The 22,646-nt window shown below is 60.6% G+C and carries 23 protein-coding genes and 1 pseudogene; 14 read left to right on the top strand and 10 right to left on the bottom strand.

Annotated features, from left to right (window positions below; genetic code table 11):
- Positions 1-10 precede the first annotated feature (10 nt).
- Complete coding sequence (locus VNS12_RS11145; RefSeq protein WP_325487910.1) at positions 11-616, top strand: ABC-type transport auxiliary lipoprotein family protein; 606 nt, start codon at positions 11-13, stop codon at positions 614-616.
- 48 nt (positions 617-664) lie between these two features.
- Here VNS12_RS11145 and VNS12_RS11140 read toward each other — a convergent pair whose 3' ends face one another.
- The 3 genes from VNS12_RS11140 to VNS12_RS11130 all read right to left on the bottom strand — a co-directional run bounded on the left by VNS12_RS11140 (position 665) and on the right by VNS12_RS11130 (position 1,518).
- Positions 665-904: a hypothetical protein gene (locus tag VNS12_RS11140; RefSeq protein ID WP_325487909.1), complete on the bottom strand. Its 240-nt coding sequence runs from the start codon at positions 902-904 to the stop codon at positions 665-667.
- Positions 905-975: 71 nt separating this feature from the next.
- Entirely contained in the window at positions 976-1,290 is a 315-nt protein-coding gene (locus VNS12_RS11135) for a hypothetical protein (RefSeq protein ID WP_325487908.1), read from the bottom strand.
- A 24-nt stretch (positions 1,291-1,314) separates the two neighbouring features.
- Positions 1,315-1,518 (bottom strand): hypothetical protein, encoded by a 204-nt coding sequence (locus VNS12_RS11130; RefSeq protein WP_325487907.1) that lies wholly within the window; start codon positions 1,516-1,518, stop codon positions 1,315-1,317.
- A 102-nt stretch (positions 1,519-1,620) separates the two neighbouring features.
- On the opposite strand from VNS12_RS11130, the gene VNS12_RS11125 reads away from it, so the two are divergent.
- From VNS12_RS11125 to VNS12_RS11080, 10 genes are all read left to right on the top strand, one after another.
- Positions 1,621-2,286, top strand: coding sequence for a 5-oxoprolinase subunit B family protein (locus VNS12_RS11125; protein ID WP_325487906.1), 666 nt, complete (start codon positions 1,621-1,623; stop codon positions 2,284-2,286).
- Positions 2,283-3,185 (top strand): 5-oxoprolinase subunit C family protein, encoded by a 903-nt coding sequence (locus VNS12_RS11120; protein ID WP_325487905.1) that lies wholly within the window; start codon positions 2,283-2,285, stop codon positions 3,183-3,185. Before VNS12_RS11125 ends, VNS12_RS11120 begins: the two co-directional genes overlap by 4 nt.
- Positions 3,182-3,904, top strand: coding sequence for a 5-oxoprolinase subunit PxpA (locus tag VNS12_RS11115; RefSeq protein WP_325487904.1), 723 nt, complete (start codon positions 3,182-3,184; stop codon positions 3,902-3,904). Before VNS12_RS11120 ends, VNS12_RS11115 begins: the two co-directional genes overlap by 4 nt.
- 116 nt (positions 3,905-4,020) lie before the next feature.
- On the top strand, positions 4,021-5,067 hold the full coding sequence (locus tag VNS12_RS11110; protein WP_325487903.1) for a septal ring lytic transglycosylase RlpA family protein: 1,047 nt from the start codon (positions 4,021-4,023) through the stop codon (positions 5,065-5,067).
- Positions 5,068-5,141: 74 nt separating this feature from the next.
- The gene (locus VNS12_RS11105) at positions 5,142-6,281 is read left to right on the top strand and encodes a D-alanyl-D-alanine carboxypeptidase family protein (protein ID WP_325487902.1); all 1,140 of its coding nucleotides are present in this window, start codon (positions 5,142-5,144) and stop codon (positions 6,279-6,281) included.
- Positions 6,282-6,400: 119 nt separating this feature from the next.
- The gene (gene tmk / locus VNS12_RS11100; protein ID WP_325487901.1) at positions 6,401-7,084 is read left to right on the top strand and encodes a dTMP kinase; all 684 of its coding nucleotides are present in this window, start codon (positions 6,401-6,403) and stop codon (positions 7,082-7,084) included.
- Entirely contained in the window at positions 7,081-8,109 is a 1,029-nt protein-coding gene (locus VNS12_RS11095) for an AAA family ATPase (protein WP_325487900.1), read from the top strand. The genes tmk and VNS12_RS11095 overlap by 4 nt, the downstream gene beginning before the upstream one ends.
- Before the next feature lie 6 nt (positions 8,110-8,115).
- Entirely contained in the window at positions 8,116-9,669 is a 1,554-nt protein-coding gene (metG, locus tag VNS12_RS11090) for a methionine--tRNA ligase (protein WP_325487899.1), read from the top strand.
- Positions 9,669-10,451: a TatD family hydrolase gene (locus tag VNS12_RS11085; protein ID WP_325487898.1), complete on the top strand. Its 783-nt coding sequence runs from the start codon at positions 9,669-9,671 to the stop codon at positions 10,449-10,451. The genes metG and VNS12_RS11085 overlap by 1 nt, the downstream gene beginning before the upstream one ends.
- Positions 10,448-11,284 carry an MBL fold metallo-hydrolase gene (locus tag VNS12_RS11080; protein WP_325487897.1) on the top strand — a complete coding sequence of 279 codons (837 nt, stop codon included), beginning with the start codon at positions 10,448-10,450 and terminating at the stop codon, positions 11,282-11,284. Before VNS12_RS11085 ends, VNS12_RS11080 begins: the two co-directional genes overlap by 4 nt.
- A gap of 51 nt (positions 11,285-11,335) precedes the next feature.
- On the opposite strand, the gene VNS12_RS11075 is transcribed toward VNS12_RS11080, so the two are convergent.
- Positions 11,336-15,022 (bottom strand): vitamin B12-dependent ribonucleotide reductase, encoded by a 3,687-nt coding sequence (locus tag VNS12_RS11075; protein ID WP_325487896.1) that lies wholly within the window; start codon positions 15,020-15,022, stop codon positions 11,336-11,338.
- A 615-nt stretch (positions 15,023-15,637) separates the two neighbouring features.
- On the opposite strand from VNS12_RS11075, the gene VNS12_RS11070 reads away from it, so the two are divergent.
- Both VNS12_RS11070 and VNS12_RS11065 read left to right on the top strand, forming a co-directional pair.
- Complete coding sequence (locus VNS12_RS11070; RefSeq protein WP_325487895.1) at positions 15,638-16,036, top strand: NADH:ubiquinone oxidoreductase subunit NDUFA12; 399 nt, start codon at positions 15,638-15,640, stop codon at positions 16,034-16,036.
- A gap of 13 nt (positions 16,037-16,049) precedes the next feature.
- Complete coding sequence (locus VNS12_RS11065; protein WP_325487894.1) at positions 16,050-16,469, top strand: DUF2155 domain-containing protein; 420 nt, start codon at positions 16,050-16,052, stop codon at positions 16,467-16,469.
- 21 nt (positions 16,470-16,490) lie between these two features.
- Here the strand turns inward: VNS12_RS11065 and aat are convergent, their stop codons facing one another.
- The 5 genes from aat to VNS12_RS11040 all read right to left on the bottom strand — a co-directional run bounded on the left by aat (position 16,491) and on the right by VNS12_RS11040 (position 20,516).
- Complete coding sequence (aat, locus tag VNS12_RS11060; RefSeq protein WP_325487893.1) at positions 16,491-17,123, bottom strand: leucyl/phenylalanyl-tRNA--protein transferase; 633 nt, start codon at positions 17,121-17,123, stop codon at positions 16,491-16,493.
- A gap of 39 nt (positions 17,124-17,162) precedes the next feature.
- The gene (gene accC, locus VNS12_RS11055; RefSeq protein ID WP_325487892.1) at positions 17,163-18,509 is read right to left on the bottom strand and encodes an acetyl-CoA carboxylase biotin carboxylase subunit; all 1,347 of its coding nucleotides are present in this window, start codon (positions 18,507-18,509) and stop codon (positions 17,163-17,165) included.
- A 9-nt stretch (positions 18,510-18,518) separates the two neighbouring features.
- Positions 18,519-19,007: an acetyl-CoA carboxylase biotin carboxyl carrier protein gene (gene accB, locus VNS12_RS11050; protein ID WP_325487891.1), complete on the bottom strand. Its 489-nt coding sequence runs from the start codon at positions 19,005-19,007 to the stop codon at positions 18,519-18,521.
- 38 nt (positions 19,008-19,045) lie between these two features.
- On the bottom strand, positions 19,046-19,483 hold the full coding sequence (gene aroQ, locus VNS12_RS11045; protein WP_325487890.1) for a type II 3-dehydroquinate dehydratase: 438 nt from the start codon (positions 19,481-19,483) through the stop codon (positions 19,046-19,048).
- 175 nt (positions 19,484-19,658) lie between these two features.
- On the bottom strand, positions 19,659-20,516 hold the full coding sequence (locus VNS12_RS11040) for a DsbA family protein (RefSeq protein WP_325487889.1): 858 nt from the start codon (positions 20,514-20,516) through the stop codon (positions 19,659-19,661).
- Positions 20,517-20,719: 203 nt separating this feature from the next.
- Between VNS12_RS11040 and VNS12_RS11035 the strand changes: the two genes are divergently transcribed.
- Positions 20,720-21,862: a pyridoxal phosphate-dependent aminotransferase gene (locus VNS12_RS11035; RefSeq protein ID WP_325487888.1), complete on the top strand. Its 1,143-nt coding sequence runs from the start codon at positions 20,720-20,722 to the stop codon at positions 21,860-21,862.
- 72 nt (positions 21,863-21,934) lie between these two features.
- On the opposite strand, the pseudogene VNS12_RS11030 reads toward VNS12_RS11035, so the two are convergent.
- A pseudogene (locus VNS12_RS11030) lies at positions 21,935-22,646 on the bottom strand (hypothetical protein); the annotation flags it as partial.

Below are 22,646 nucleotides of genomic sequence, written 5' to 3'. Positions count from 1 at the left end.
GATGAACCAGATGTCAGCAAAAATCGGACGCCGCGTGTTTCTGTCTGCGACGGCCATCGGCCTCACATCCGTGCTGACGGGATGTCTTGGGCTGGGGGCAACAGCCCCGGTGACGTATGACTTGACCCCGGGCGCTCCCGCGCCGGTGCCGCGCCGCAGCGGGCGCACCATTGTGGTGCGAGAGCCCTCGACCATCGCAACTTATGACAGCCAGCGCATCGTGGTGCGCCAGCCGGGCGGAGTATTGAGTTATCTCAGTGAATCCCAATGGTCGGACACGCTGCCGCTGCTGGTGCAGACCCGTATGCTGCATGCGTTCCGCGATGCCGGGATTACCAATATCGGCAAGCCCACCGACCCCATTGCCCTTGATGTGATCCTGTCGACCGATATCCGTGCCTTCGAACTCGATACCAGCAGCGGCGCACCGCTGGCACGAGTGGCGCTGGCGATCCAATTGGTCAATGATCGTAGCAGAACCGTCGTTGCCAGCCAGACGTTCTCCGCCGATGTCCCTTCAGCCTCATTGCAGCAGCCCGCCGTGGTGGCGGCGCTCAATGCCGCACTCGACGCACTGCTGAACCAAATCGTTGGCTGGACCGCCAGTGTTGTATAAGCGGCGGTGAGAAACAGCGGCAACGCCCCTGTTGTGCTGCCGTCTTTCTCAGAATTCGGACTTTCCAGCGTCAGGGACCCGCAAATCATCGGCGCTGGGCACGGTGCCCGTGCCGAGCAGCACGGCAATCGCCAACTCGTATTCCGTCTTGCAGCCGCTTTGCTTGACGTTGCTGGCGACGCATTTGACGCTGGTGGTATGATGCAATTGCGGCTCGGGCGCGCCACCCGATGTCGAGGCACATCCGGAAAGCACAAGCAAAGCGAAAAGCGGAAGGGCGGTTTTCATCTCAGCGGGAATCCATCTCGTGGCGTCGTTGTCTGGTATGCCCGCATGCGGCCCAATATTCCAGCTTTTCGTCAGCGCTGCGCCATTGCGGCGTGTCCCAGCGGATTATGGTTGAACATCCAGTGCGGCACGACAATGACATTGCTGTCCGAGCCGACGCAGGATGAGCTGTAAGCGATTTCCCATGCGCCTTCGAGAAGTTCTTCGATGGAGAGGCAAAGGGAGAGGGGCAGGCTGTGCGATCGGGCGAGGCTTTCCAGGATGGCATGAGCCTGTCCGCATACCGCGCGTTGCTGCAATTTTTCGGGAGCAGAGTGAGTCATCGGGCGACTAAACGCTGCGAGCCGCAAAGCGGCAGCAAACAGCCGGTGGCCAAATTGAATCAAACGCGTGCTATCGATGGATTAATCTTACGGCAATCCGGGCGGGGTGCGGTCGTCTTTTTCGGTATCGCTCATGCGCTGATAGCGGCGGCGTGTGATAAAGAACATGATGATGGCGACCACCAGCGCGCCGCCGAGCATCACGATGCCGAATTCGGCCGCCGACAGGCCCAATCCGAGCAGGGCCAGAACAACGATGACAAGACCGGCCGCGATAAGAAAAATCCGCATGTCCCCTCCACATGGCTGCCGTCATGGTGTCGCGTTTGACTTGCCAATGCAAGCAGGCAGGGCTACCCCGGCAGCTCCGAGAATACGGTGAGGACGCATCCCGTGGCATCCGAAAGCCCGCACATTCCAACCCTGATGCCGCTGGGTGACCATGCCATTCTGGTGCGGTTTTCCGACCGGCTCGATGTTGGTGCCAACGCGTTGGCCATCGATTTCGCGCAACGGCTGAAAGACCAACCGCCCGTGGGCGTTCTGGAAGTGGCCCCGAACCTTGTATCGGTGCTTGTGCGGTATGATCCAGCGCGGACCACATTTGCGGCGCTGGCCGGTGAAATCCGGCTGATCGGGTCCGAAACAGGCCCGAACCGAAGCGGCGGTCGCACACATAGGATTGAGGTCGTGTACGGGGGCGCTGGCGGGCCGCATCTTGAGGCGGTCGCCGCAACGCTCGGGCTTACCGTAGAGAGATTTGTCGCGGCGCACCGGGCGGAGGCGTTGCGCGTCCTGTCGGTGGGGTTTGCTCCGGGCTTTCTCTATTGCGGGATGCATGGACCCGACCTGCTGCTACCGCGAAGGGAAGAGGTCGTGCCCTCGGTGCCACCGGGCAGCGTGTTGTTTGCCGCGCGCCAGACTGCAATCACTGCGACGCCGGTTTCCACCGGCTGGTCGATCATCGGGCGGACGCGCTTTCTCAATTTCGATCCTGAGACCATGCCGCCCACCCACGCAATTGCTGGCGACGATGTCACATTCGAGGTGGCCCAATGAGCCATATCCTTGTGACAAGGGCGAGCCCCATTACCACCATCCAGGACGAGGGACGGCCCGGACTGCTGTCTCACGGCATTGGAGCGTCCGGCCCGATGGACAGGAGGGCTTATGCCGGCGCGGCGGTGATGGCCGGTTGTACGTGCGGCGCAGCCATCGAAATCGGCCCCCAAGGCATGGATTTCATCTATTCCGGCGCGCCGATGAGGGCCGGTTTGGCCGGTGGCGAGTTCCGCCTGACTCTTGATGGGCAGCAGGGCCCCTGGCCAGCGCAGATCGATCTGACCGATGGAATGGCGGTCTCGATCGGTACGGGGACGCGCGGCAATTATGCTTACCTCCGCTTTGGCGCACAGATCGATGTCGCTCCGGTTTTGGGGAGCCGCGCCACAAACGCAACCGTCGGGTTGGGCGGGCTGGAAGGGCGCGGGCTGCGGGGAGGGGACCGCATTGGCCTTTTACCGCTTGCAGACGTCGTGTCTGAAGCCCCGGGATGGAGCAACGGCGCGGAAAACGATGCCATCCGCTTTATCTGGGGCATACATGCGGACCAATTCAGCCCGGAGGTACGGGCGGAGTTCATTGAGGCCGGCTTCCGCATCCTGCCACGTATGGATCGCATGGGGGTCTGGCTCGACGATGGAAATGGGGTCTTTGCTGAAACGCGGAGCCTGGGGCTCGTATCGGATGCAGTCGTGGCGGGGGATATCCAGATTCTGGGCAACGGGTCGCCCATTGTGCTGATGCGCGATCATCAGCCGACCGGGGGATATCCGCGCATCGGGACGGTGATCGATGTTGATCTGGACCGCTTCGCGCAAATGCGTCCGGGAAAATCCGTACGGTTCACGCCGGTGAGCGTCGAGCATGCCCATCGATTGGCGGGGTGGCGGCCATGATCGATCTCAATGCGGATCTGGGCGAAGGAATGGGAGACGATCTCGCGATGCTGGAAATCGTCACCAGCGCCTCGATCGCCTGTGGCGGCCATGCGGGAGATGCGCACTCCATGCGCCGGGCAGTGCGCGGAGCATTGCACAATGGTGTTCGGATCGGAGCACATCCCGGCTTTGTCGATCCACACCATTTCGGACGGAGGCGTCTGGACATTCCGGCTGATCGGCTCTCTGCGCAGATCGTGGCGCAGGTTGCTCAATTGCACGATATTGCCCAAGCCGAAGGCGCGGCAATCACTTACCTCAAGCTGCATGGAGCACTGGCCAATATGGCAGCTGAGGACAGGGCGCTGGCCAAAACGCTGTTTGCAGCGGTGGACGCAGCATTTCCCGGCCTGTCGGTTCTGGCGCTGGCAGCGTCCGAGCAGGAATGGGCGGCGCGCGATCTTGGCCTGGATGTTATTCTGGAGGCCTATGCGGACCGGGCCTATACCGCGGACGGGCAGCTGGTGTCGCGCGCGCATCGCGGGAGCGTGATCACCGATGAACAGCTTGTGATCGACCGCTGCCTGCGGCTGGCCGAAACCGGGGAGATCGTTGCCATCGATGGCACGATATTCAAGAGCGAAGCCCGCTCGATCTGCCTGCATGGGGACACGCCAGGAGCGCTCGATCTGGCGCGCGCGGTGCACGCTGCGCTTGCGAAAACAGGAGCATTGTAGCCCGCCGACCGGCAAACTCTTTCCCGCATATTAACAAAACCTACACAAAGCTATGGTTGTTCAGAGGCTCGACGCGCAAGCGCATCGACAATCTTGTTTGTATCGGGTCGGATTGTATGAGCTTGAAAAATGCAGCGGTGCGCCGCCGCCCCCATGTCGCCACACTCGGCGTCGTGACTGCCATTGCCGTCGCCCTTTCCGGGTGTGCGGGCGCGGATTTGTTCGCGGGCAAGGAATTTTTCTCGGAATCATCGATGGGCGTGAAAGCGTCGCCTCGGGTGACGACATCCCGCAACGTGCCCAAGGGCGGCGGGCGCTATCAGGTTGGCCAGCCCTATACGGTTGCCGGGCGTACCTTCGTGCCGAGGGAGCAGCCCAATCTCGACGTGACCGGACAAGCCTCGTGGTATGGGCCGGCCTTCCATGGCCGGATGACCGCCAATGGCGAGGTGTTCGACCAGTATCATCTCTCCGGCGCCCATCCGACCTTGCCGCTGCCGTCCTATGTGCGGGTGACCAATGTTTCCAATGGCGCCTCGACCATCGTGCGGATCAATGATCGCGGGCCGTTCTCCCATGACCGGGTGATCGACCTTTCGCGCCGGACCGCCGAAGTGCTCGGATTTATCGACCAGGGCAAGACGGATGTGCGGGTGCAATATGTCGGCCCTGCGCCGCTCAATGGCGACGATGGCAGGTTCCTGACCGCCTCGATCAATCAACTGACGCCCTACGAAATCCAGAACAATTCCCGCATGGCCTATCAGGAAATGCAGGTCGCCCAGGCAGCGCCCGTGCCGACGGCTGCACCTGTGCCCGTTGCGCGGCCTGAAACGGCTGCAGCGGCCGTGGCCAACGTTGCTCCTGTGCCCCAGAATATTCCGTTCCAGGTTCTGCTCTATGCCGATCCTGCCCTCGACAGCCTGCCTGAGCCTTCGGGGACACCGATCCGCATGGCGTTGGGAACATTCGATGATGAAGCGCGCAGCCAGGAGATCGCCACTCAGTTGGCGATGCTGGGCGCAATCGACGTCAACACCATCGCGCGGGGCGAGCAGGTGGTGACCCATTTGATGCTGACCCATCTTCGCGAAGGCGTGACTGAGAATGATGCCCTCGATATGGCCTCATCGCTTGGCTTGTCGCCAACGATTTTGTATTAATGTTCAAGGGTTAACTCGGGAGCGTCACACCGACGCCGCTGGTTCAGATGACTTGGGTGAAACGCGCCTGTCGCATGGTTCTGCTGACAATGGGTGGGTTGGCCGTTTCAGCCACCAGCGTTTTGGCACAACTCGATTTCGACACACGGGCCCCTTATGCGATCCTTGTCGATCATGAATCGGGGACAGTGCTGTTCCAGAAGGAAGCGGACGCGCTGATCGAACCGGCCAGCATGGCCAAGCTGATGACGCTGGCTGTCGTTCTCGACATGATAAAGCGCGGCGCACTGGAGCTTACCGACCAGTTTTTCATTTCCGAACATGCGTGGCGCACCGGCGGCGCGCCTTCGGGCGGATCGACGATGTTTGCCGAACTCGGCTCGCAAGTCAGCGTCGATGATTTGCTGCATTCGGTGATCGTGCAATCGGGCAATGACGCGGCCATCGCTCTGGCGGAGGGGATTGCCGGCAGCGAGGCGGCATTTGCCGCCATCATGAACGAGTTCGCGCTCGATATCGGGCTGACCGAATCCCATTTCACCAATGCGAGCGGGTTGCCGGACCCCGACATGCTGGTCACCGCCCGCGATCTGGCCGATCTTGGGCGTTACATCGTGCGGGAGTTTCCGGAGTATTATCCGGTATTCGCCGAGGAAGAGTTTACCTGGAACGGCATCAGACAGCTCAACCGCAACGGACTTTTGAATCTGGGGATCGGGGTAGACGGGCTCAAGACCGGTCACACCGATTCGGCCGGATATGGCATTGTGGTATCGACCGCAGAGGGGGGCAGGCGGCTTGTTGGGGTGCTCCATGGCATGCAGAGCGTTGCCGAACGCAATGAGGAAGCCCGCAAGCTGATCACCTGGGGTTCGCGCAGTTTCGAGCGCATCCCGGCGTATGGCGAGGGCGTGGTGGTGGGACAGGCCAGCGTTTATGGCGGCGACCAGGCGCAGGTCGGGCTGGTGGGGGAAGGCAGCATCGACATCTACCTGCCGCGCGGCAACCGGCGGTGCCTTTCGGCGCATATTTCCTACACGGCACCGATCCTGCCGCCGGTACGGCAGGGCGACAGGCTTGCGCAACTCAACATACTCTGCAATGACCAGCTCATTCAGACAGCGCCTCTTTACGCGGCTGAACCCGTGGGTGACGGGGACATCGTGCGCAAGGCGAGTGATGCCCTGTGGGAGTTGGCCTTTGGCTGGTTCTGACCTGCGCTCCCCGGAGCATTTCCAGTTCAGAAGCGCGATAAAACAATGACCTGGCGCACCCGATCGGGTTCAATCCGATTGAGTGCTCCAAACGGCTACCAGGAACTGGCACGGACACGATGGCGACTGGATCGATCAGGCCCCGCTTCATAACTTTCGAAGGTGGAGAAGGTGTCGGCAAGTCCACACAGGTGCGCCGACTGGCCAACCGGCTCAACACGCACGGCATTCCGGTGGTGCGCACCCGCGAGCCGGGAGGCACCCCCAAGGCGGAAGCGATCCGCTCCTTTATCTTGCAGGGAAAGCCCGAAAGCTGGGGTGTCGGTGCGGAGGCAGTACTGTTTGCCGCTGCCCGTCTCGATCACGTCAACGCGCTGATAGCTCCCTCGCTGACGGCAGGAAAATGGGTGATCTGCGACCGGTTCGCGGATTCGACACGCGCTTATCAGGGGTTGACGGGCGGCGTGGACGACAAGCTGATCGACGCCCTCGAACATCTGGCGCTCAATGGCAATACGCCCGATCTGACCGTCATTCTGGACATGGACCCCGATATCGCATTCGAAAGGGTGCGCCAGCGCGAGCTCGAAGAGGGCATTCCTGCGATTGGCGACCGATTTGAAAAGGAAGACCTTGGCTTCCACCGTCGCCTTCGGGACAACTTCCTGGCAATCGCGATCGCTAATCCTGGACGGTGCGTGGTGCTGTCGGCGGATACCGACGAGGACGTGTTGGCCGAAGCGGTGTGGCGTGCGGTTGCCGACCACTTCCCCGATCTCGGGCAGGAAGGGCTGACGGGGTGACCGAACGCCGCGAAGCCGACCAGATCGAGGGCGTACCCGCACCCGAATTCGGAACTTTAGTGGGACACGACAAACCGCTGCACGCGCTTTCCGATGCGCTGGAGCGCGGTCGGCTGCCCAGTGCAATCCTGCTGCATGGGCCGCGTGGCATCGGCAAGGCCACTTTTGCCTTTGCGGTAGCGCGTATGGTGCTGACCCGAACATCCGACGAATCCGAAGAGCGCATTTCGGCACAGGTTTCCGCGCTTTCCCACCCCAATTTGTTCCTGCTGCGCCGCACCTCCGACCCTGCCAATGCCGAAAAGTTCTATTCGGCCATCCGGGTCGATGATGTGCGCGCCATGCGCGAGTCCCTGCACCAGACCCGGGGCAGGGCGGGCTATCGCGTGGCGATCGTCGATAGTGTGGACGATTGCAACGTCAATTCGGCCAATGCTCTGCTCAAGACGCTCGAAGAACCGCCTGCGGAAACGATGTTCATCGTCATCTCGCACCGCCCGGGAGGGCTGCTCGCCACCATCCGTTCGCGGTGCCAGAGTTTTGGGCTCAGGCCACTGGCCGATGTCGGAGTGGAAAGCGTTTTGACCGGTATCCGGCCCGACCTGGCGCCTGACCAGATGGCGCGGGCGGTGGCTTACGCCGCCGGACGGCCACGCAGAGCGTTCGAAACCCTGATGCTCGAAGAGGGGGATGTGCTCGACGCCCTCCAGACATGGCTGGCGACGCCGTCCGCCCATCCGACCCAGGCGCACCTTACGATTGCCGATGGGCTTGCCGCCTCCAAGGGCGCTGAACTGGGCTTTGCTCAGGACATGATCCGCGACTGGCTACGGCATGAAGCAGAGGCCGCGGCGCGAAGCGGCGCACCGGCACGTTTCCGCCTTGCCTCAGCCAATGCACTATGGGAGAAGTCCAACGCCCTGATCGCGGATGCGGACATCTACAATCTCGATCGGCGGCAGACCCTTGTCGCGGTCTTCGACCTCATTCGCGACCATGTGCGCAAAACCATCCCCGTGAGCTGAATTTCCATGAGCCGTCCGACCTTTTACATCACCACGCCGATTTTCTATCCCAATGGTGTTCCCCATATCGGCCATGCCTACACAGCCATCGCCAGCGACGTCATCGCCCGGTTTCACCGGCTGGATGGCAAGGACGTGTTTTTCCTGACCGGAACCGACGAACACGGCCAGAAAATGCAGCAGACGGCCGAGAATGAAGGCATTGCGCCGCTGGAGCTCGCCACGCGGAATTCGCAGGTGTTCCGGGAGCTGTGGGAGCGGCTCAACATTTCCTATGACGACTATATCCGCACGACCGAACCGCGCCATCATGCGGCTTCGCAGGCGATCTGGGAGCGGATGGTCGAGAATGGCGATATCTATCTCGATTCCTATTCCGGCTGGTATTCGGTGCGTCAGGAAGCCTTCTTCGACGAAAAGGAAACCACCCTCGGCGAGGACGGCGTGCGCCGTGAGCCACTGGGATCGCCGGTCGAATGGGTCGATGAAAAAAGCTACTTTTTCCGGCTGTCCGCGTATGGCGACAAATTGCTCGCGCACTACGAAAACAACCCCGGCTTCATCATGCCCGCGGAGCGGCGCAATGAGGTGGCCAGTTTTGTCAAATCGGGATTGCGGGATCTTTCGATCTCGCGCACGACCTTCAACTGGGGCATTCCGGTGCCCAACGATCCCGATCACATCATGTATGTCTGGGTCGATGCCCTGACCAATTATCTGACCGCTGCCGGATATCCGGATGAAAGCGATCCGCGCTGGAAATACTGGCCCGCCGACATCCACATGATCGGCAAGGATATCGTTCGCTTCCATGCGGTCTATTGGCCAGCGTTTCTGATGAGCGCGGGGATCGGATTGCCGCGCCGGGTGTTTGCCCACGGGTTCCTGTTCAACCGCGGCGAGAAGATGTCAAAATCGGTTGGCAACGTTGTCGATCCGTTCGAGCTTGTCGATAAATACGGCCTTGATGCCATGCGCTATTATTTCCTGCGCGAGGTCTCGTTCGGGCAGGACGGCTCGTATAATCACGATGCCATCGTCAATCGCATCAACGCTGATCTGGCCAATGATCTGGGCAATCTCGCCCAGCGGTCGCTGTCGATGGTCGCCAAGAATTGCGATGGCCGCGTGCCGACGCCGGGCGAATTTACCGCCGAGGACAAGGCGATCCTCGCCGCCGCCGATGGGCTGCTCGACCAGGCGCACAAGGCAATGGACGATCAGGCAATCCACCAGATGCTCAACGCCGTTTGGCAGGTGGTGGCGGATGCCAACCGCTATTTTGCCGGTCAAGAGCCCTGGGCTCTACGCAAGACGGACCCGGCCCGAATGGCGACGGTGCTCTATGTCACCATCGAGGTCGTGCGCCAGGTCGCAATCCTCGCCCAGCCGGTGATGCCGGAATCGAGCGCAAGCCTGCTCGACCAGCTTGGCGTGGCGGAAGTTGCACGGACTTTCGAAGCGCTGGGCGTTTCGGGACGTCTCGTGGCCGACGCGCCCCTGCCGGCGCCCCAGGGCGTTTTTCCGCGCTATGTGGAAAAGGACGAAGGCGCGAACTGATGCTGATCGACAGCCATTGCCATCTCGATTTCGATGTGCTGGCCGAAGATATCGACGGCGTGCTGGCGCGCGCGAAAGCCAATGGCGTCAGCCATTGCGTGACCGTTTCGACGCGTATCCGTAAATTCGATACTCTTGTGGCGATTGCCGAGGGCCATGCGAACGTCTTTTGTTCGGTAGGCACCCATCCTCATAATGCCCATGAGGAACTCGACGTAAGCGTCGAGGAAATCGTCGCCCTGTCGCAGCATCCAAAATGCGTCGCCATTGGCGAAGCGGGGCTCGACTATCACTATGATTCATCGCCCCGTGAGGCGCAGGCAGCGGGATTTCGCAATCACATAGCGGCTTCGCGGCAAACGGGTCTCCCTCTGATTATCCATGCACGCTCTGCCGACGATGACATGATCGGCATCCTCGAAGAGGAAACGGAAGTGGGAGCTTTCCCCTTCGTGCTCCATTGTTTCACCTCCGGGGCGGAACTGGCCCGGCGGGGGCTGGCGCTTGGGGGATATATTTCCTTTTCCGGGATCGTGACCTTCAAGAACGCTGCGGACATCCAGGACGTGGCCCGATTTGTGCCCCAGGACCGGTTCCTGGTCGAGACCGACGCGCCCTACCTCGCGCCGGTTCCCCATCGGGGGAGCAGCAATGAACCGGCCTTTGTGCGGCACACGGCCGAAAAATTGGGCCAGTTGCGCGATGTGCCGCTGGAGACCATCGCGGAACAATCGACGCGCAATTTTGCGCGGCTCTTTGCAAAGGCGAAGCTCGATATATGAGTACGGAACCGGCGACGCGCATAACGGCAAAAATCCTGGGATGCGGATCGTCGGGGGGTGTGCCGCGTATCGGCAATATCTGGGGTGCGTGTGATCCCGAAAATCCGAAAAACCGCCGGACGCGCTGTTCGCTGCTGATCACCGGATCGCGCGATGACCGTGACGGGGTGACCCGGGTTCTGATCGACGCGGGGCCCGATCTGCGCGAGCAGATGCTGGCGGCGGACGTGCCGGAAATCGATGGCGTGCTGTTTACCCACGAGCATGCGGACCACACCCATGGCATCGACGACCTGCGGGTGCTGGCCCTCAACGCGCGGCGGCGGGTGAACGCCTATATGTCGATCGCTACCGAGGTGCGCTTACGCGAAGCGTTTGGCTATTGCTTCACGGCTCCCGAGCATAGCCCGTATCCGCCGATCCTCAATGCTCTTTCCATCGCCGATGGCGAGCGGATTACCGTGGAAGGCGCTGGCGGTTCAATCGAAATTGCTGCGTTCGAGCAGCAGCATGGCTCGATCACTTCGCTGGGGTTCCGGGTGGGCGGCTTTGCCTATTCGTGCGACCTCTCGGGAATTCCCGAAGGATCGCTGTGGGCGCTGGACAATCTCGATGTGTGGGTGCTCGATGCGCTGCGCTATGCGCCGCATCCCAGTCATCTGAGCTTCGATGAAGCGCTGGCGCTGGTGGCCGAACATCGTCCCAAACGTGCGGTGCTGACCAATCTGCACGTCGACATGGACTATGCGATGGTAGCGGCGCAGGTGCCGGAAAACGTCGTTCCAGCCTTTGATGGAATGGATATCATCATCAAGGACGGCGGGCACGCATAGCGCACCCGCCCTGAATGTGCTGGCCGGCGGGGACGCCGGCCATTCTTTCGTTTAGCTGCAACCAGTGGTCGAGCCACAGGTGTCGCATTTCAGGCAGGTGCCGTTACGGACCAGCGTGAAGTTCTGGCACTCGGAGCAGGATTCGCCGACATACCCCTTCATCTGGGCTTCCAGCCGCAGGGTCGTGGTGTCCTTGGCCTGGACTTCGTCCACCAGCTTTGCCGTCTGCACCTCGGCCTCGGCCTTCAGAGCCGTACCCTGCTTGAGCGCCGTTACGGTGTTGGCCTGGATGGACTGCACGGGCGTGGGGGCCACGTAGTCCGTCGAGGCGACCAGCATCAGGGTCTTGTCCTTCACCCGGCCACGGGTCATCCCGCGCGATACGAAATTGTCAGCGGGAAGTGGGGCAGGGGCAACACGCTCCTTGACCGCATTGTCCTCGGACACCCCCTTGCCGATCGACGTTGCGCCGGCATCGGGCGTAACATGGGCCAGATCCGTGCGATCGAGGTAGGAAATCGCCAGTTCACGGAACACATAGTCGAGGATCGAGGTCGCGTTCTTGATGTGGTCATTGCCCATCACGAGACCAGCCGGCTCGAAGCGGGTGAAGGTGAAGGCCTCGACGAATTCGTCGAGCGGCACGCCATACTGCAAGCCAATCGAGATGGAGATGGCGAAATTGTTCATCATCGCCCGGAAGGCAGCGCCTTCCTTGTGCATGTCGATGAAAATTTCACCCAGTCTGCCGTCCCCGTATTCGCCGGTGTGCAGATAGACCTTATGGCCGCCAACGATCGCCTTCTGGGTGTAGCCCTTGCGGCGGTCCGGCATGCGCTCACGCTCGCGGACGCGTTCGATCACGCGCTCGACGATCTTTTCGGCCACGGCAGGCACCCGCTCGGCGAGCGACGCTGCGGCGAGATCGTCCACATCATCCTCGTCATCGTCCCCATCAGCGAGCAACGAGGAGTTGAGCGGCTGCGACAGCTTTGAACCATCGCGGTAGAGGGCGTTGGCCTTGAGGGCCAGCTTCCAGGAGAGCATGTACGCTTCCTTGGCGTCCTCGACGGTCGCGTCGTTCGGCATGTTGATGGTCTTGGAAATCGCACCCGTGATGAAGGGCTGGGCCGCAGCCATCATGCGGATGTGGGATTCGACCGAGAGGTAACGCTTGCCGATCTTGCCACAGGGGGTGGCGCAATCGAACACGGGCAGATGTTCGTCCTTCAGGAACGGCGCGCCTTCCAGCGTCATCGCACCGCAGACATGGATGTTGGCGGCTTCGATCTCTTTCCGGCTAAAGCCCAGGAAGGGCAGCAGCTCGAAAGCTGGGTCGGAAAGCTGTTCGTCGGTGACACCGAGTTCCTTAAGGAAATCAGCACCCAGCGTCCATTGGTTAAAGACAAACTTGATGTCGAAGGCCGACTTCATGGCCGTATTGAGAGCGTCGATCTTGTCGGCGGGGAAGCCCCTGGCCGCAAGGGTAGCGGCATTGACGCCCGGCGCCTGGTTCATGTTGCCATGCCCCACGGCATAGGCCTCGATCTCGGCGATCTGATCTTCGGCGTAACCAAGGGTGCGCAGCGCCTCGGGCACGGCGCGGTTGATGATCTTGAAGTAACCGCCTCCGGCCAGCTTCTTGAACTTGACCAGGGCAAAATCGGGCTCGATGCCGGTGGTATCGCAGTCCATCACCAGCCCGATGGTGCCGGTGGGGGCGATGACCGAAACCTGGGCGTTGCGATAGCCGTGCTTTTCACCCAGCTCTAGCGCCTTGTCCCAGGCCGCCGTAGCGCGGGCGATGAGGTTCTTGTCCGCACAGGAGGCGTGATCGAGTGGCACCGGAGTGATCGAAAGCCCCTCGTAGCCATCGGCCTTGCCATAGGCGGCATTGCGGTGATTGCGGATGACACGAAGCATGTGCTTGGCGTTGCGCTTATAATCCTTGAACGCACCCAGCTCTGACGCGATCTCAGCCGATGTTGCGTAGGAAACGCCGGTCAGGATGGCCGTCAGCGCACCAGCGATGGCGCGACCTTCATCGGAATCATAGGGGATGCCCGAAGTCATCAACAGGCCGCCGATATTGGCATAGCCCAGACCCAGCGTGCGGTATTCAAAGCTGCGCTCGGCGATGGCGCGCGAGGGGAACTGGGCCATCATCACCGAGACTTCGAGAACCAGCGTCCAGAGGCGGACGGTGTGCTCATAGTCACCGGTGTTGAAGACGCCGTCCTTGCCGCGATAGGGCAGGAGGTTGACCGACGCGAGGTTACACGCCGTATCGTCAAGGAACATGTATTCCGAACACGGGTTCGACGCATTGATCGGGCCGGCTTCGGGCGAGGTGTGCCACTCGTTGATGGTGGTGTGGTACTGGATGCCGGGATCGGCGGAGGCCCAGGCGGCATAGCCGACCTGCTCCCACAAATCGCGGGCTTTGAGGGTTTTGGTGATCGCGCCGGTCTGACGGGCAGTCAGGTTCCACTCGCCATCGTCTTCAACGGAACGCAGGAAATCGTCAGTGACGCGAACGGAGTTGTTCGAGTTCTGGCCCGAAACGGTGAGATAGGCTTCAGAATCCCAATCAGTATCGTAAATGGGGAAGTCGATGTCGGTGTAGCCCTGCCGCGCGAACTGGATGACGCGGAAGATGTAGTTTTCCGGCACCAATGCCTTTTTTGCGGCCTTCACCTCGCGCTTGAGCGCGGGGTTCTTCTTGGGATCGAAGCAATCGTCGCCATTGCCTTCACAATTGACGGCGGCCTTCATGATCAGCTTGAGATGGCGGGAAACGGTCTTGGAGCCGGTGACAAGGGCGGCGACCTTCTGCTCCTCCTTGACCTTCCAGTTAATGTATTCCTCGATATCGGGGTGGTCGATATCGATCACCACCATCTTGGCGGCTCGGCGGGTGGTGCCGCCTGACTTGATGGCGCCAGCGGCCCGGTCACCGATCTTGAGGAAGCTCATCAGGCCGGACGACTTGCCGCCGCCCGAAAGGCTTTCGCCCGAGCCACGCAGGGCGGAGAAATTGGTGCCGGTGCCCGAACCATATTTGAACAGGCGCGCCTCGCGCACCCAAAGGTCCATGATGCCGTTCTCATTGACCAGATCGTCATCGACGGACTGGATGAAGCAGGCATGGGGCTGAGGGTGCTCATAAGCGGAACTGGACTGTACGAGCTTGTTTGTGAAGGGATCGACATAGAAATGGCCCTGGCCGGGCCCGTCGATGCCGTATGCCCAGTGCAGACCGGTGTTGAACCATTGCGGCGAGTTGGGGGCGACACGCTGGGTCGCGAGCATGTAGCACAGCTCATCGTAGAAGGTGCGGGCGTCGTCCTCGGTGGTGAAATACTTGCCCTTCCAGCCCCAATAGGTCCAGGTGCCGGCGAGCCGGTTGAACACCTGGCGCGAATCCATTTCAGGGCCGTAGCGCTGGTCTTCGGGGAGTTTGGCCAGCGCCTTTTCATCGGGGACCGAGCGCCACAGCCAAGACGGAACGTCGTTCTCTTCGACCTTGCGCAGGGCGCGGGCGACGCCGGCCTTGCGGAAATATTTCTGCGCAATGATGTCGGCAGCGACCTGGCTCCAGGCAGCGGGCACGGCGATGTCTTCGAGCCGGAACACCACAGACCCGTCAGGGTTGCGGATTTCGCTCGTGGCGGAGCGGAACTCGATACCGTCAAAGGCAGACTGACCCGCCGTGGTAAATCGCCGTTCGATCTTCATTGGCTCTTATATCCCCAAACTATGCCAACCCCTCGGCGGTGAAGCGCTGAGAGAGGGCCGGCCCATCAAATATTCATGGTGCGACAGGCGAGGGCCTGTTGAGGGCGACTTTTCGGCGATTCTGGTCACAGGTCAATCGCGGCAAAAAGACTATCCCTAGTGCTCCAAAGCTTTTCGATGCCTAAATGTAGTGCTTTTCACTGGGAATAGCGAGGATAACGTGCAAAACACTGGAGGGGGCTAAAAGCCCCGTTTGGGCCGTATTCCAGAGGCGAACCACTCAAGCGGTTTGTCTGCATCCGCCGTTAAGTGCCGATGAACCTTGCGTCTCTTGGCCTTGGCGTCGTTACGCTGAGTCTTGCCTTAACCGTGTCAAGGGCAATTTTTTCTCGGGCAATCGCGCTTTTGTGTTTGAAACGATACCACGCAGGAAGAGGGCGAGGCGCGATCCTTTTGGAGAGCATAGCAAGAAACACGATGGTGCGGGAGAGCTCTCTTGCGGCTCTGTTGGGGGCAGGGGAAAACAGTATCGGCGCAAGGCCGACGGGGCTCTAGGATCGCGGGGGCTTGTATGCTAAGCCGAGCGCATCAGACTGACCCGTGAAGGTATCGGACGTGGCAAACGGCGGCTTCAAGCAGTTCATTTTCGAAATTTTCGGCTGGTGGAACAAGCAGACCCTTTCAACCCGCCTGTTCACCGCGTTGCGGGGCGTGAAGGTAGGCGAGGACGAACTGGGCAACGTCTATTACGAAGGCCGGAAAAATGGCCGACGCTGGGTCATCTATAACGGCTATGCAGAAGCGTCTGCCATTCCGCCGGGCTGGCACGGCTGGATGCATTACCGCACCGATGTTCCGCCCACCCAATCCGATTACACGCCATATGAGTGGGAAAAGCCGCATGCGCCGAATATGACCGGCACTGCGCTGGCATACCGGCCTGACGGATCGATTCTTTCCGATCAGACGCGGCCCCGCGTAACCGGTGATTACGACGCCTGGTCTCCCAAATAGGCGGCCTTGCCCGATGCGTTACAAGAGCATTGGCCGGAGCCTGTGCATCACAGTTTTGCTGGCCGCTGGATTTGCGGCCGGTTCCCAGGCGTATGCGCAAGCCATCGGCAATCCCGTGGCGGTATTCACAGGACTCGACAAGATCACCGGACGGATTACGGTATTCGACGTCTACATCGACGAAACCGTGCAGTTCGGCTCGCTCCAGCTGACGCCCAAGGCCTGCTATTCGCGCCCCTCGTCCGAAGCCCAAAGTGTGGCAGCGTTCGTGCAGGTCGATGAAGTGTCGTTGCAGGCAACCATGAAGCGGGTGTTTTCAGGCTGGATGTTTGCCGACTCCCCGGCGCTCAGCGCCATCGACAACGCCGTTTATGACGTCTGGCTGATCGATTGCAATCAGACGTCCGACGTGCCGCCGCCAAGGCAGCGCTGACCGCAACCCCAAATAGAGTTATCAGGCACGATCCAGGGCGAAAAAATCGCCTTCGAGTTCCAACGCCGCTGACAGACGGAGCTCGTAGAGGGCGCGGGGAATCTCGATGGCCCCCAGCGAAGCGAGGTGATCGGTGAGAAACTGGGTGTCGAGCAGGACATAGCCGCCAGCATTGAGTCGATCGACCAGATGCGCCGTGGCGATCTTGGACGCATCGGTGCGTCGGTGGAACATGGATTCGCCAAAAAACGCCCCGCCTATAGCGAGGCCATAAAGGCCCCCGACAAGGGTCTCGCCATCATAGACTTCCACCGTGTGGCAATATCCCATGGCGAACAGTTCGGCATAGAGATCGCGGATGGTGGCGTTGATCCAGGTCGACTCCCGGTCGCTGCCCGCTGTGGCGCAGCCCTCGATCACAGCATCGAAATCGCGATCGACAACGACCGAAAAGCGATGGGTACGGAGGGTCTTGGCGAGACTGCGAGAAATCCGGAACTCGTCGAGAGGGATGATGCCGCGCAATTGGGGACTTACCCAGAATATGTCGGCATCCTCGGCACTCTCCGACATGGGAAAGATGCCGGCACGATAGGCACGCAGGATCAGATCAGGCGTAAGTTCGAGGTCGAACGGATCATTCTTGCGCGTCATCGGCGGGAACAAAAAAGCGGCCAGTGTGGCCGCTCCCTCTTATTGCTTGTTGGCGTCGAGATATTTTTCGAGCCAATGGATATCGTACTCTCCGGCCTGGACATCAGGCTCCTGAATCAGCCGGCGGAACAGCGGCAGGGTCGTCTTCACCCCGTCCACGATAAACTCATCAAGGGCCCGGTTGAGCCGCTGGAGGCATTCGGAGCGGGTACGGCCATGCACGATCAGCTTGCCAATCAGGCTGTCGTAATAGGGCGGAATATTGTAGCCCTGATAGACGGCGGAATCGACCCGAACCCCCACGCCACCGGCGGGGTGATAATAGGTGATCCGGCCAGGCGAGGGCGCAAAAGTCTGTGAATCTTCGGCATTGATGCGCACTTCGATGGCGTGGCCGTAGAACTTCACATCTTCCTGCCGCAGCGACAGAGGCTCGCCGGCGGCAACGCGAATCTGCTCGTAAACGATATCAAAATTAGTGATCCGCTCGGTCACGGGGTGCTCGACCTGCAGGCGGGTGTTCATTTCGATGAAATAGAACTCACCGTTCTCGTAGAGAAACTCGATGGTGCCGGCACCGGAATATTTGAGCTTGCGCATGGCGGCAGCGCAGATTTCGCCGATTTCGTTCTGCCGGTCTTCCGGAACGGTGGGCGCGGGCGCCTCTTCCCAGACCTTTTGGTGGCGGCGTTGCAAGGAACAGTCGCGGCTGCCCAGGTGCACCGCATTGCCGCGACCATCGCCGATGATCTGCACTTCGATATGCCGGGGCTGTCCGAGATACTTTTCCATATAGACGGAATCGTCGCCAAACGAAGCCTTGGCTTCAGTGCGCGCGGTGGAGAAGGCAACGGCAAGCTCGGATTCGTCCTTGGCGACCTTCATGCCCCGACCACCACCACCGGCGGCGGCCTTGATCAGCACGGGGTACCCGATTTCGGCGGCGGCCTGTCTGGCCTCGGCCTCATTGAGGACGGCACCAGCCGAGCCCGGCACACAGGGGATACCAAGTTCGAGGGCGGTCTTTTTGGCCTGAATCTTGTCGCCCATGATCTCGATATGGTGGGCGGAAGGGCCAATGAAGGTGATCTTGTGTTCTTCGAGAATGCGGGCAAAGCGCGCATTTTCAGCCAGAAAGCCATATCCCGGATGGACGGCTTCGGCGCCGGTGATTTCACACGCTGCCAGGATCGACGGGATGTTGAGATAGCTGTCGCGCGCCGCATTTGGCCCAACGCAGACGCTTTCATCAGCAAGCCGGACATGCATGGCGTTGGCATCGGCCAGCGAATGGATCGCAACGGTCTGGATGCCCAGCTCCTTGCACGCCCGAAGGATGCGCAGGGCAATCTCACCGCGATTGGCTATGAGAACCTTGGAAAACATGGCGCCGCCTTACTCGATGACCACGAGCGGTTCGCCGTATTCCACCGGCGACGCATCATCCACCAGAATGCGGATCACTGTTCCGGACTTGTGGGCGGGAATCTGGTTCATGGTCTTCATGGCTTCGACGATGAGCACGGTCTGGCCTTCGGACACTTTTGCCCCGACTTCAACGAACGGCTTGGCGCCGGGTTCGGAAGCGAGATAGGCGGTGCCGACCATGGGCGACGTCAGCGTATTGGGGCTCGATGCGAGGTCTTCGGCTGTGGCGGCGGGCGCGGGTGCATGCGCTGCTGGAGCGACCGGGGCAGGAGCAGGCGCGGCAGCTTGCGGCGCATAGGCCGGAGCCGAAACCTGCACCACTTCCTTGGCGAATGTGCGGGTCACACGGATGCGGAAGTCATCCTGCTCCAGTTCGATTTCAGCCAGATTGGCGTCATTGACCAGTTCGGCGATGGTGCGAATGAGGTCCTGATCGACCTGTGAGATCTTTGCCATTGTTATCGTGTCTCCACCAGGCCCCTGAGGGCCCTTTTTCAATTCAGGATTTCGGCCACGGCCTCAATGGCCAAGGTATATCCTCTAGGTCCCAGCCCGCAAATAACCCCTGATGCCACCGCAGAGATATAGGAGTGGTGGCGGAAGGCTTCGCGCTGGTGAATATTGGTGATGTGAACTTCCACGATCGGCTTGTCCACCGTACGCAAGGCGTCGGGGATAGCGATCGATGTGTGGGAGTATCCGGCCGGATTGATGATGATCGCATCAGCCGTCTTGCGGGCCGACTGGATCCAGTCGATCAACTCGCCTTCGTGGTTGGATTGGCGGAAATCGCAGCTCAGATCGAGCGCCTCACACGCAGTCCGGCACATCGCCTCGATATCGGCAAGGGTGCTGGCACCATAGATGGCCTTTTCCCTTGTTCCCAACAGGTTCAGGTTCGGACCGTTCAGAATGAGTATGCGTTTTGCCATGATGCTTTCATGTTGTCGCGGCCACCCTGTGCAATGAAGGCGGAACGCGCCTTTTTTTAGGTTGTGGGCCAGAGGGGCAGGCGGTGCAACCTCGCGTTATACGAAATGCACTGAAAAGGCAAAGAAGAACGGCAAAACCGGTGCTTCCGACCACAACGGGCGGTTCGCTCCCTTGCTACGCGCCCGCGCAATCGGTGGCGCCGCAAGCGCGCATATTGTCGATCCGTCGGCTGAGATCGGCCTTGGAAATCGCGCCTGGAATGACCTCGTTTCCGATGATGAAGGTGGGCGTGCCCGAAACGCCGAGCGCCTGCGCAATGGCATAGGTCCGCTGGATGGCGTCGGAAATCTTCGTGGCGCTCATATCCAGTTCGAGGGGGACCCGATCGAGTCCGATCTGGGAGGCAGCCAGCAGGGCCGCTTCGGTATCGATGGCACCGCGTGTGGAAAACAGAGTGGTGTGGAAATCGCGATAGTCGACATCGGACTGATTGACGAGAATGCCGATACGGGCGGCGTCGATCGATCCTTGCGACAGGATCGGGAATTCCTTGAGAATAACGCGAAGATTGGGGTCTTCATCGACAAGGGACATCACATCAGCGACGACCTGACGGCAATAGCCGCAATTGTAGTCGAACATTTCGACAAGAGTGACGTCACCATCGGGATTGCCGAGGATGATGTTGTCGGGGTCGTTATAAATTTCATCTTCCAGCGCGGTTAGCGCCAGGAGAGTGCGCTCGCCCTCTTCGGCACGAAGTTCGGTTTCCAGCGCAACCGACATGCGTTCGAGGAGGCGCGGGTTGGCGAGAAGATAGTCCTCGATCACCGGGCCGATGGCAGCGGTATCGAGCGCCGTCTGCTCAGGCACCGTTTCAGCCGCCGGCAGCGGGGATTGCATGCTGGCCAACAGGCTCTGGACCTCGGCCGCGCTCATCCCCGGCTCGGGCCGTGTTGCAACACTGGCCACAAGACCAGCGCCGAGCAGCACCACGGCAGCGGCAAGGCCGATATTGATCGCTTTTTGCATGTTGAACTCCATGTCGCGTTGCGGCGGATGTAGCGCAATGGCCGCTGGGTGGCCAGTGGCAAAGAGGAGAGCGGATGTGGGCAAGGCCGTGCGACGAGCGGAAACAACTTGAGAACTTGATGAAATACTGTGTGCGCATTGTTTTGCGGCGAATACAAATTATAGTCCGTCGCAGCATAATCTAACCTGTTCCGGGCCTGACAATGATCAATGAAAATCCGATTCGCCCTTTTTATGTCATGGAAATCATGGCGCGGGCGCAAGCGCTGGAGGCGCAGGGGCGATCTGTATGTCATCTCGAAATCGGTGAACCTGGCGACCGTCCGGCCCAGTCTGTTCTTGACGCGGTGCACACCAGTCTCGAACGCCCCATGGGCTATACCGCAGCCAAAGGACTCCCGGCGCTTCGTGAGCGCCTGAGCCACTATTATGCGCAGCAGCACGGGGTGGAGGTGAACGCAGAGCGCATCGTTGTGACCATGGGGTCTTCCAGCGGGTTCATCCTCACATTTCTCGCCGCATTTGCACCCGGACAGCGGGTCGCCGTCACCCGCCCCGGCTATCCCGCCTATCTCAATATCCTCACGTCGCTCAATATCGGAACCGTCGAGATACCGGTGTCGCCGGCCAATGGCTGGAAGCTGACGGCGGCGGATATCGAGGCTGCCTATAAGCGCTCGCCTTTCGAGGGATTGCTGGTGGCCAGCCCGGCCAATCCGACCGGCGCCGTGCTTGATCGCGATGAACTGGGGGCGATCATTGTGTGTTGCGACCGGCTGGGAGTCCGATTCATCTCCGATGAAATCTATCACGGCCTCAATTACGTTGGGGGTGATATCAGCGCGTTGGAGTTCAGCCAGGGCCATGTGATCGTCAACAGCTTTTCGAAATATTACTGCATGACAGGCTGGCGGATCGGCTGGCTTGTGTTGCCCGAAGATCTGATCCGCAGGGCGGAAATGATGGCGCAGAGCCTGTTCATTTCAGCCTCCAGCATTGCGCAACACGCGGCTCTGGCGGCCCTGGACGAAAGGGATGAATACGATCTTAAGCGTGATCGCTACGCGCAAAACCGATTGGTGCTGGCAAACGGTTTAAAGGAGTTGGGGTTCGGGCTAGCGGATCCGTCCGACGGGGCGTTCTATGCCTATGCGGACGCGTCGGCATTTACCAACGATACCATGGAATTCTGCGTCCGTATGCTGGACGAAACCGGAGTAGCCGCTACGCCGGGCCTGGATTTTGACCGCACCGATGGGCACAAATATGTGCGTTTTTCTTACGCAGGCACACTTGAAAGCATTGAGACGGCACTCAACCGCATGCGCCCGTTTTTGCGGCGGTAGCACAACACTCTCTTAAAAAGAAAAGGGCGGCTTGTGGCCGCCCTTTTTATCAATCTTTCAACGTAGGAGGTCTCAGCCCAGTCCCAGACGGCGCTGCCACCAGCCAGCCTTTTTCGGCTTATCGTCGGCTTGCTCGTCGCTTGTGGACGAAACGACAATCTCGTCTGCCGGGACGACCTTCTTCCTGCGCTGTGCAGGGGTAGGCTCTGCCTCGACAGCGGCCTCAGGTTCGGCGACCGGAGCAGGCTCAGCCACTGTTTCTGATCTAGCTGGAGCTTCCGCCTCGACCGCGGCGGCGGGCTCGACCGATTCTACCGGCTCGCTCTCGACCTTCTTACGGCGCGGAGCGCGAGGCTTGCGGGCGGGTTTTTCCTCCGCGGCAACGGTTTCCTCGACCGGCACGTCGTCCGATCCGCTCTCAATGGCCTTCTGGGCTACGGAATCGGCCTGCGTCTCTTCCGCCTTCGCCGGACGGCGGGTACGGCGAGGGCGCCTCGGCTTTTCCTCGGGAGCCACATCGGCGACGACCGTTTCCTGCGGCTCCGTCACCTCCACTTCGCTGGCCACGACCGTCTCAGGGGCGGCATCGGACGCAGGCGCAGCTTCGACTTCGACGCCGCCGCGGTCTTCGACCGCGCTCATCGCCTCGGCATCGCCAGGCGCTGCTTCCTCGTCATGGTGCCCGAAAGAACCATCCGCCGAACGCCGGTTGCGGCGACCTCCGCGACGCCCACGACGGCGGCGCTTGCGGGGATGATCGTCTTCATCATCGTCAGAGCCGGCA

Source organism: Pelagibacterium sp., assembly GCF_035555455.1.
In the GTDB taxonomy this organism is placed as follows: Bacteria; Pseudomonadota; Alphaproteobacteria; order Rhizobiales; family Devosiaceae; genus Pelagibacterium.
The sequence above is the reverse complement of the archived record's forward strand: the minus strand, read 5'-3'. Positions and strand labels throughout refer to the sequence as shown.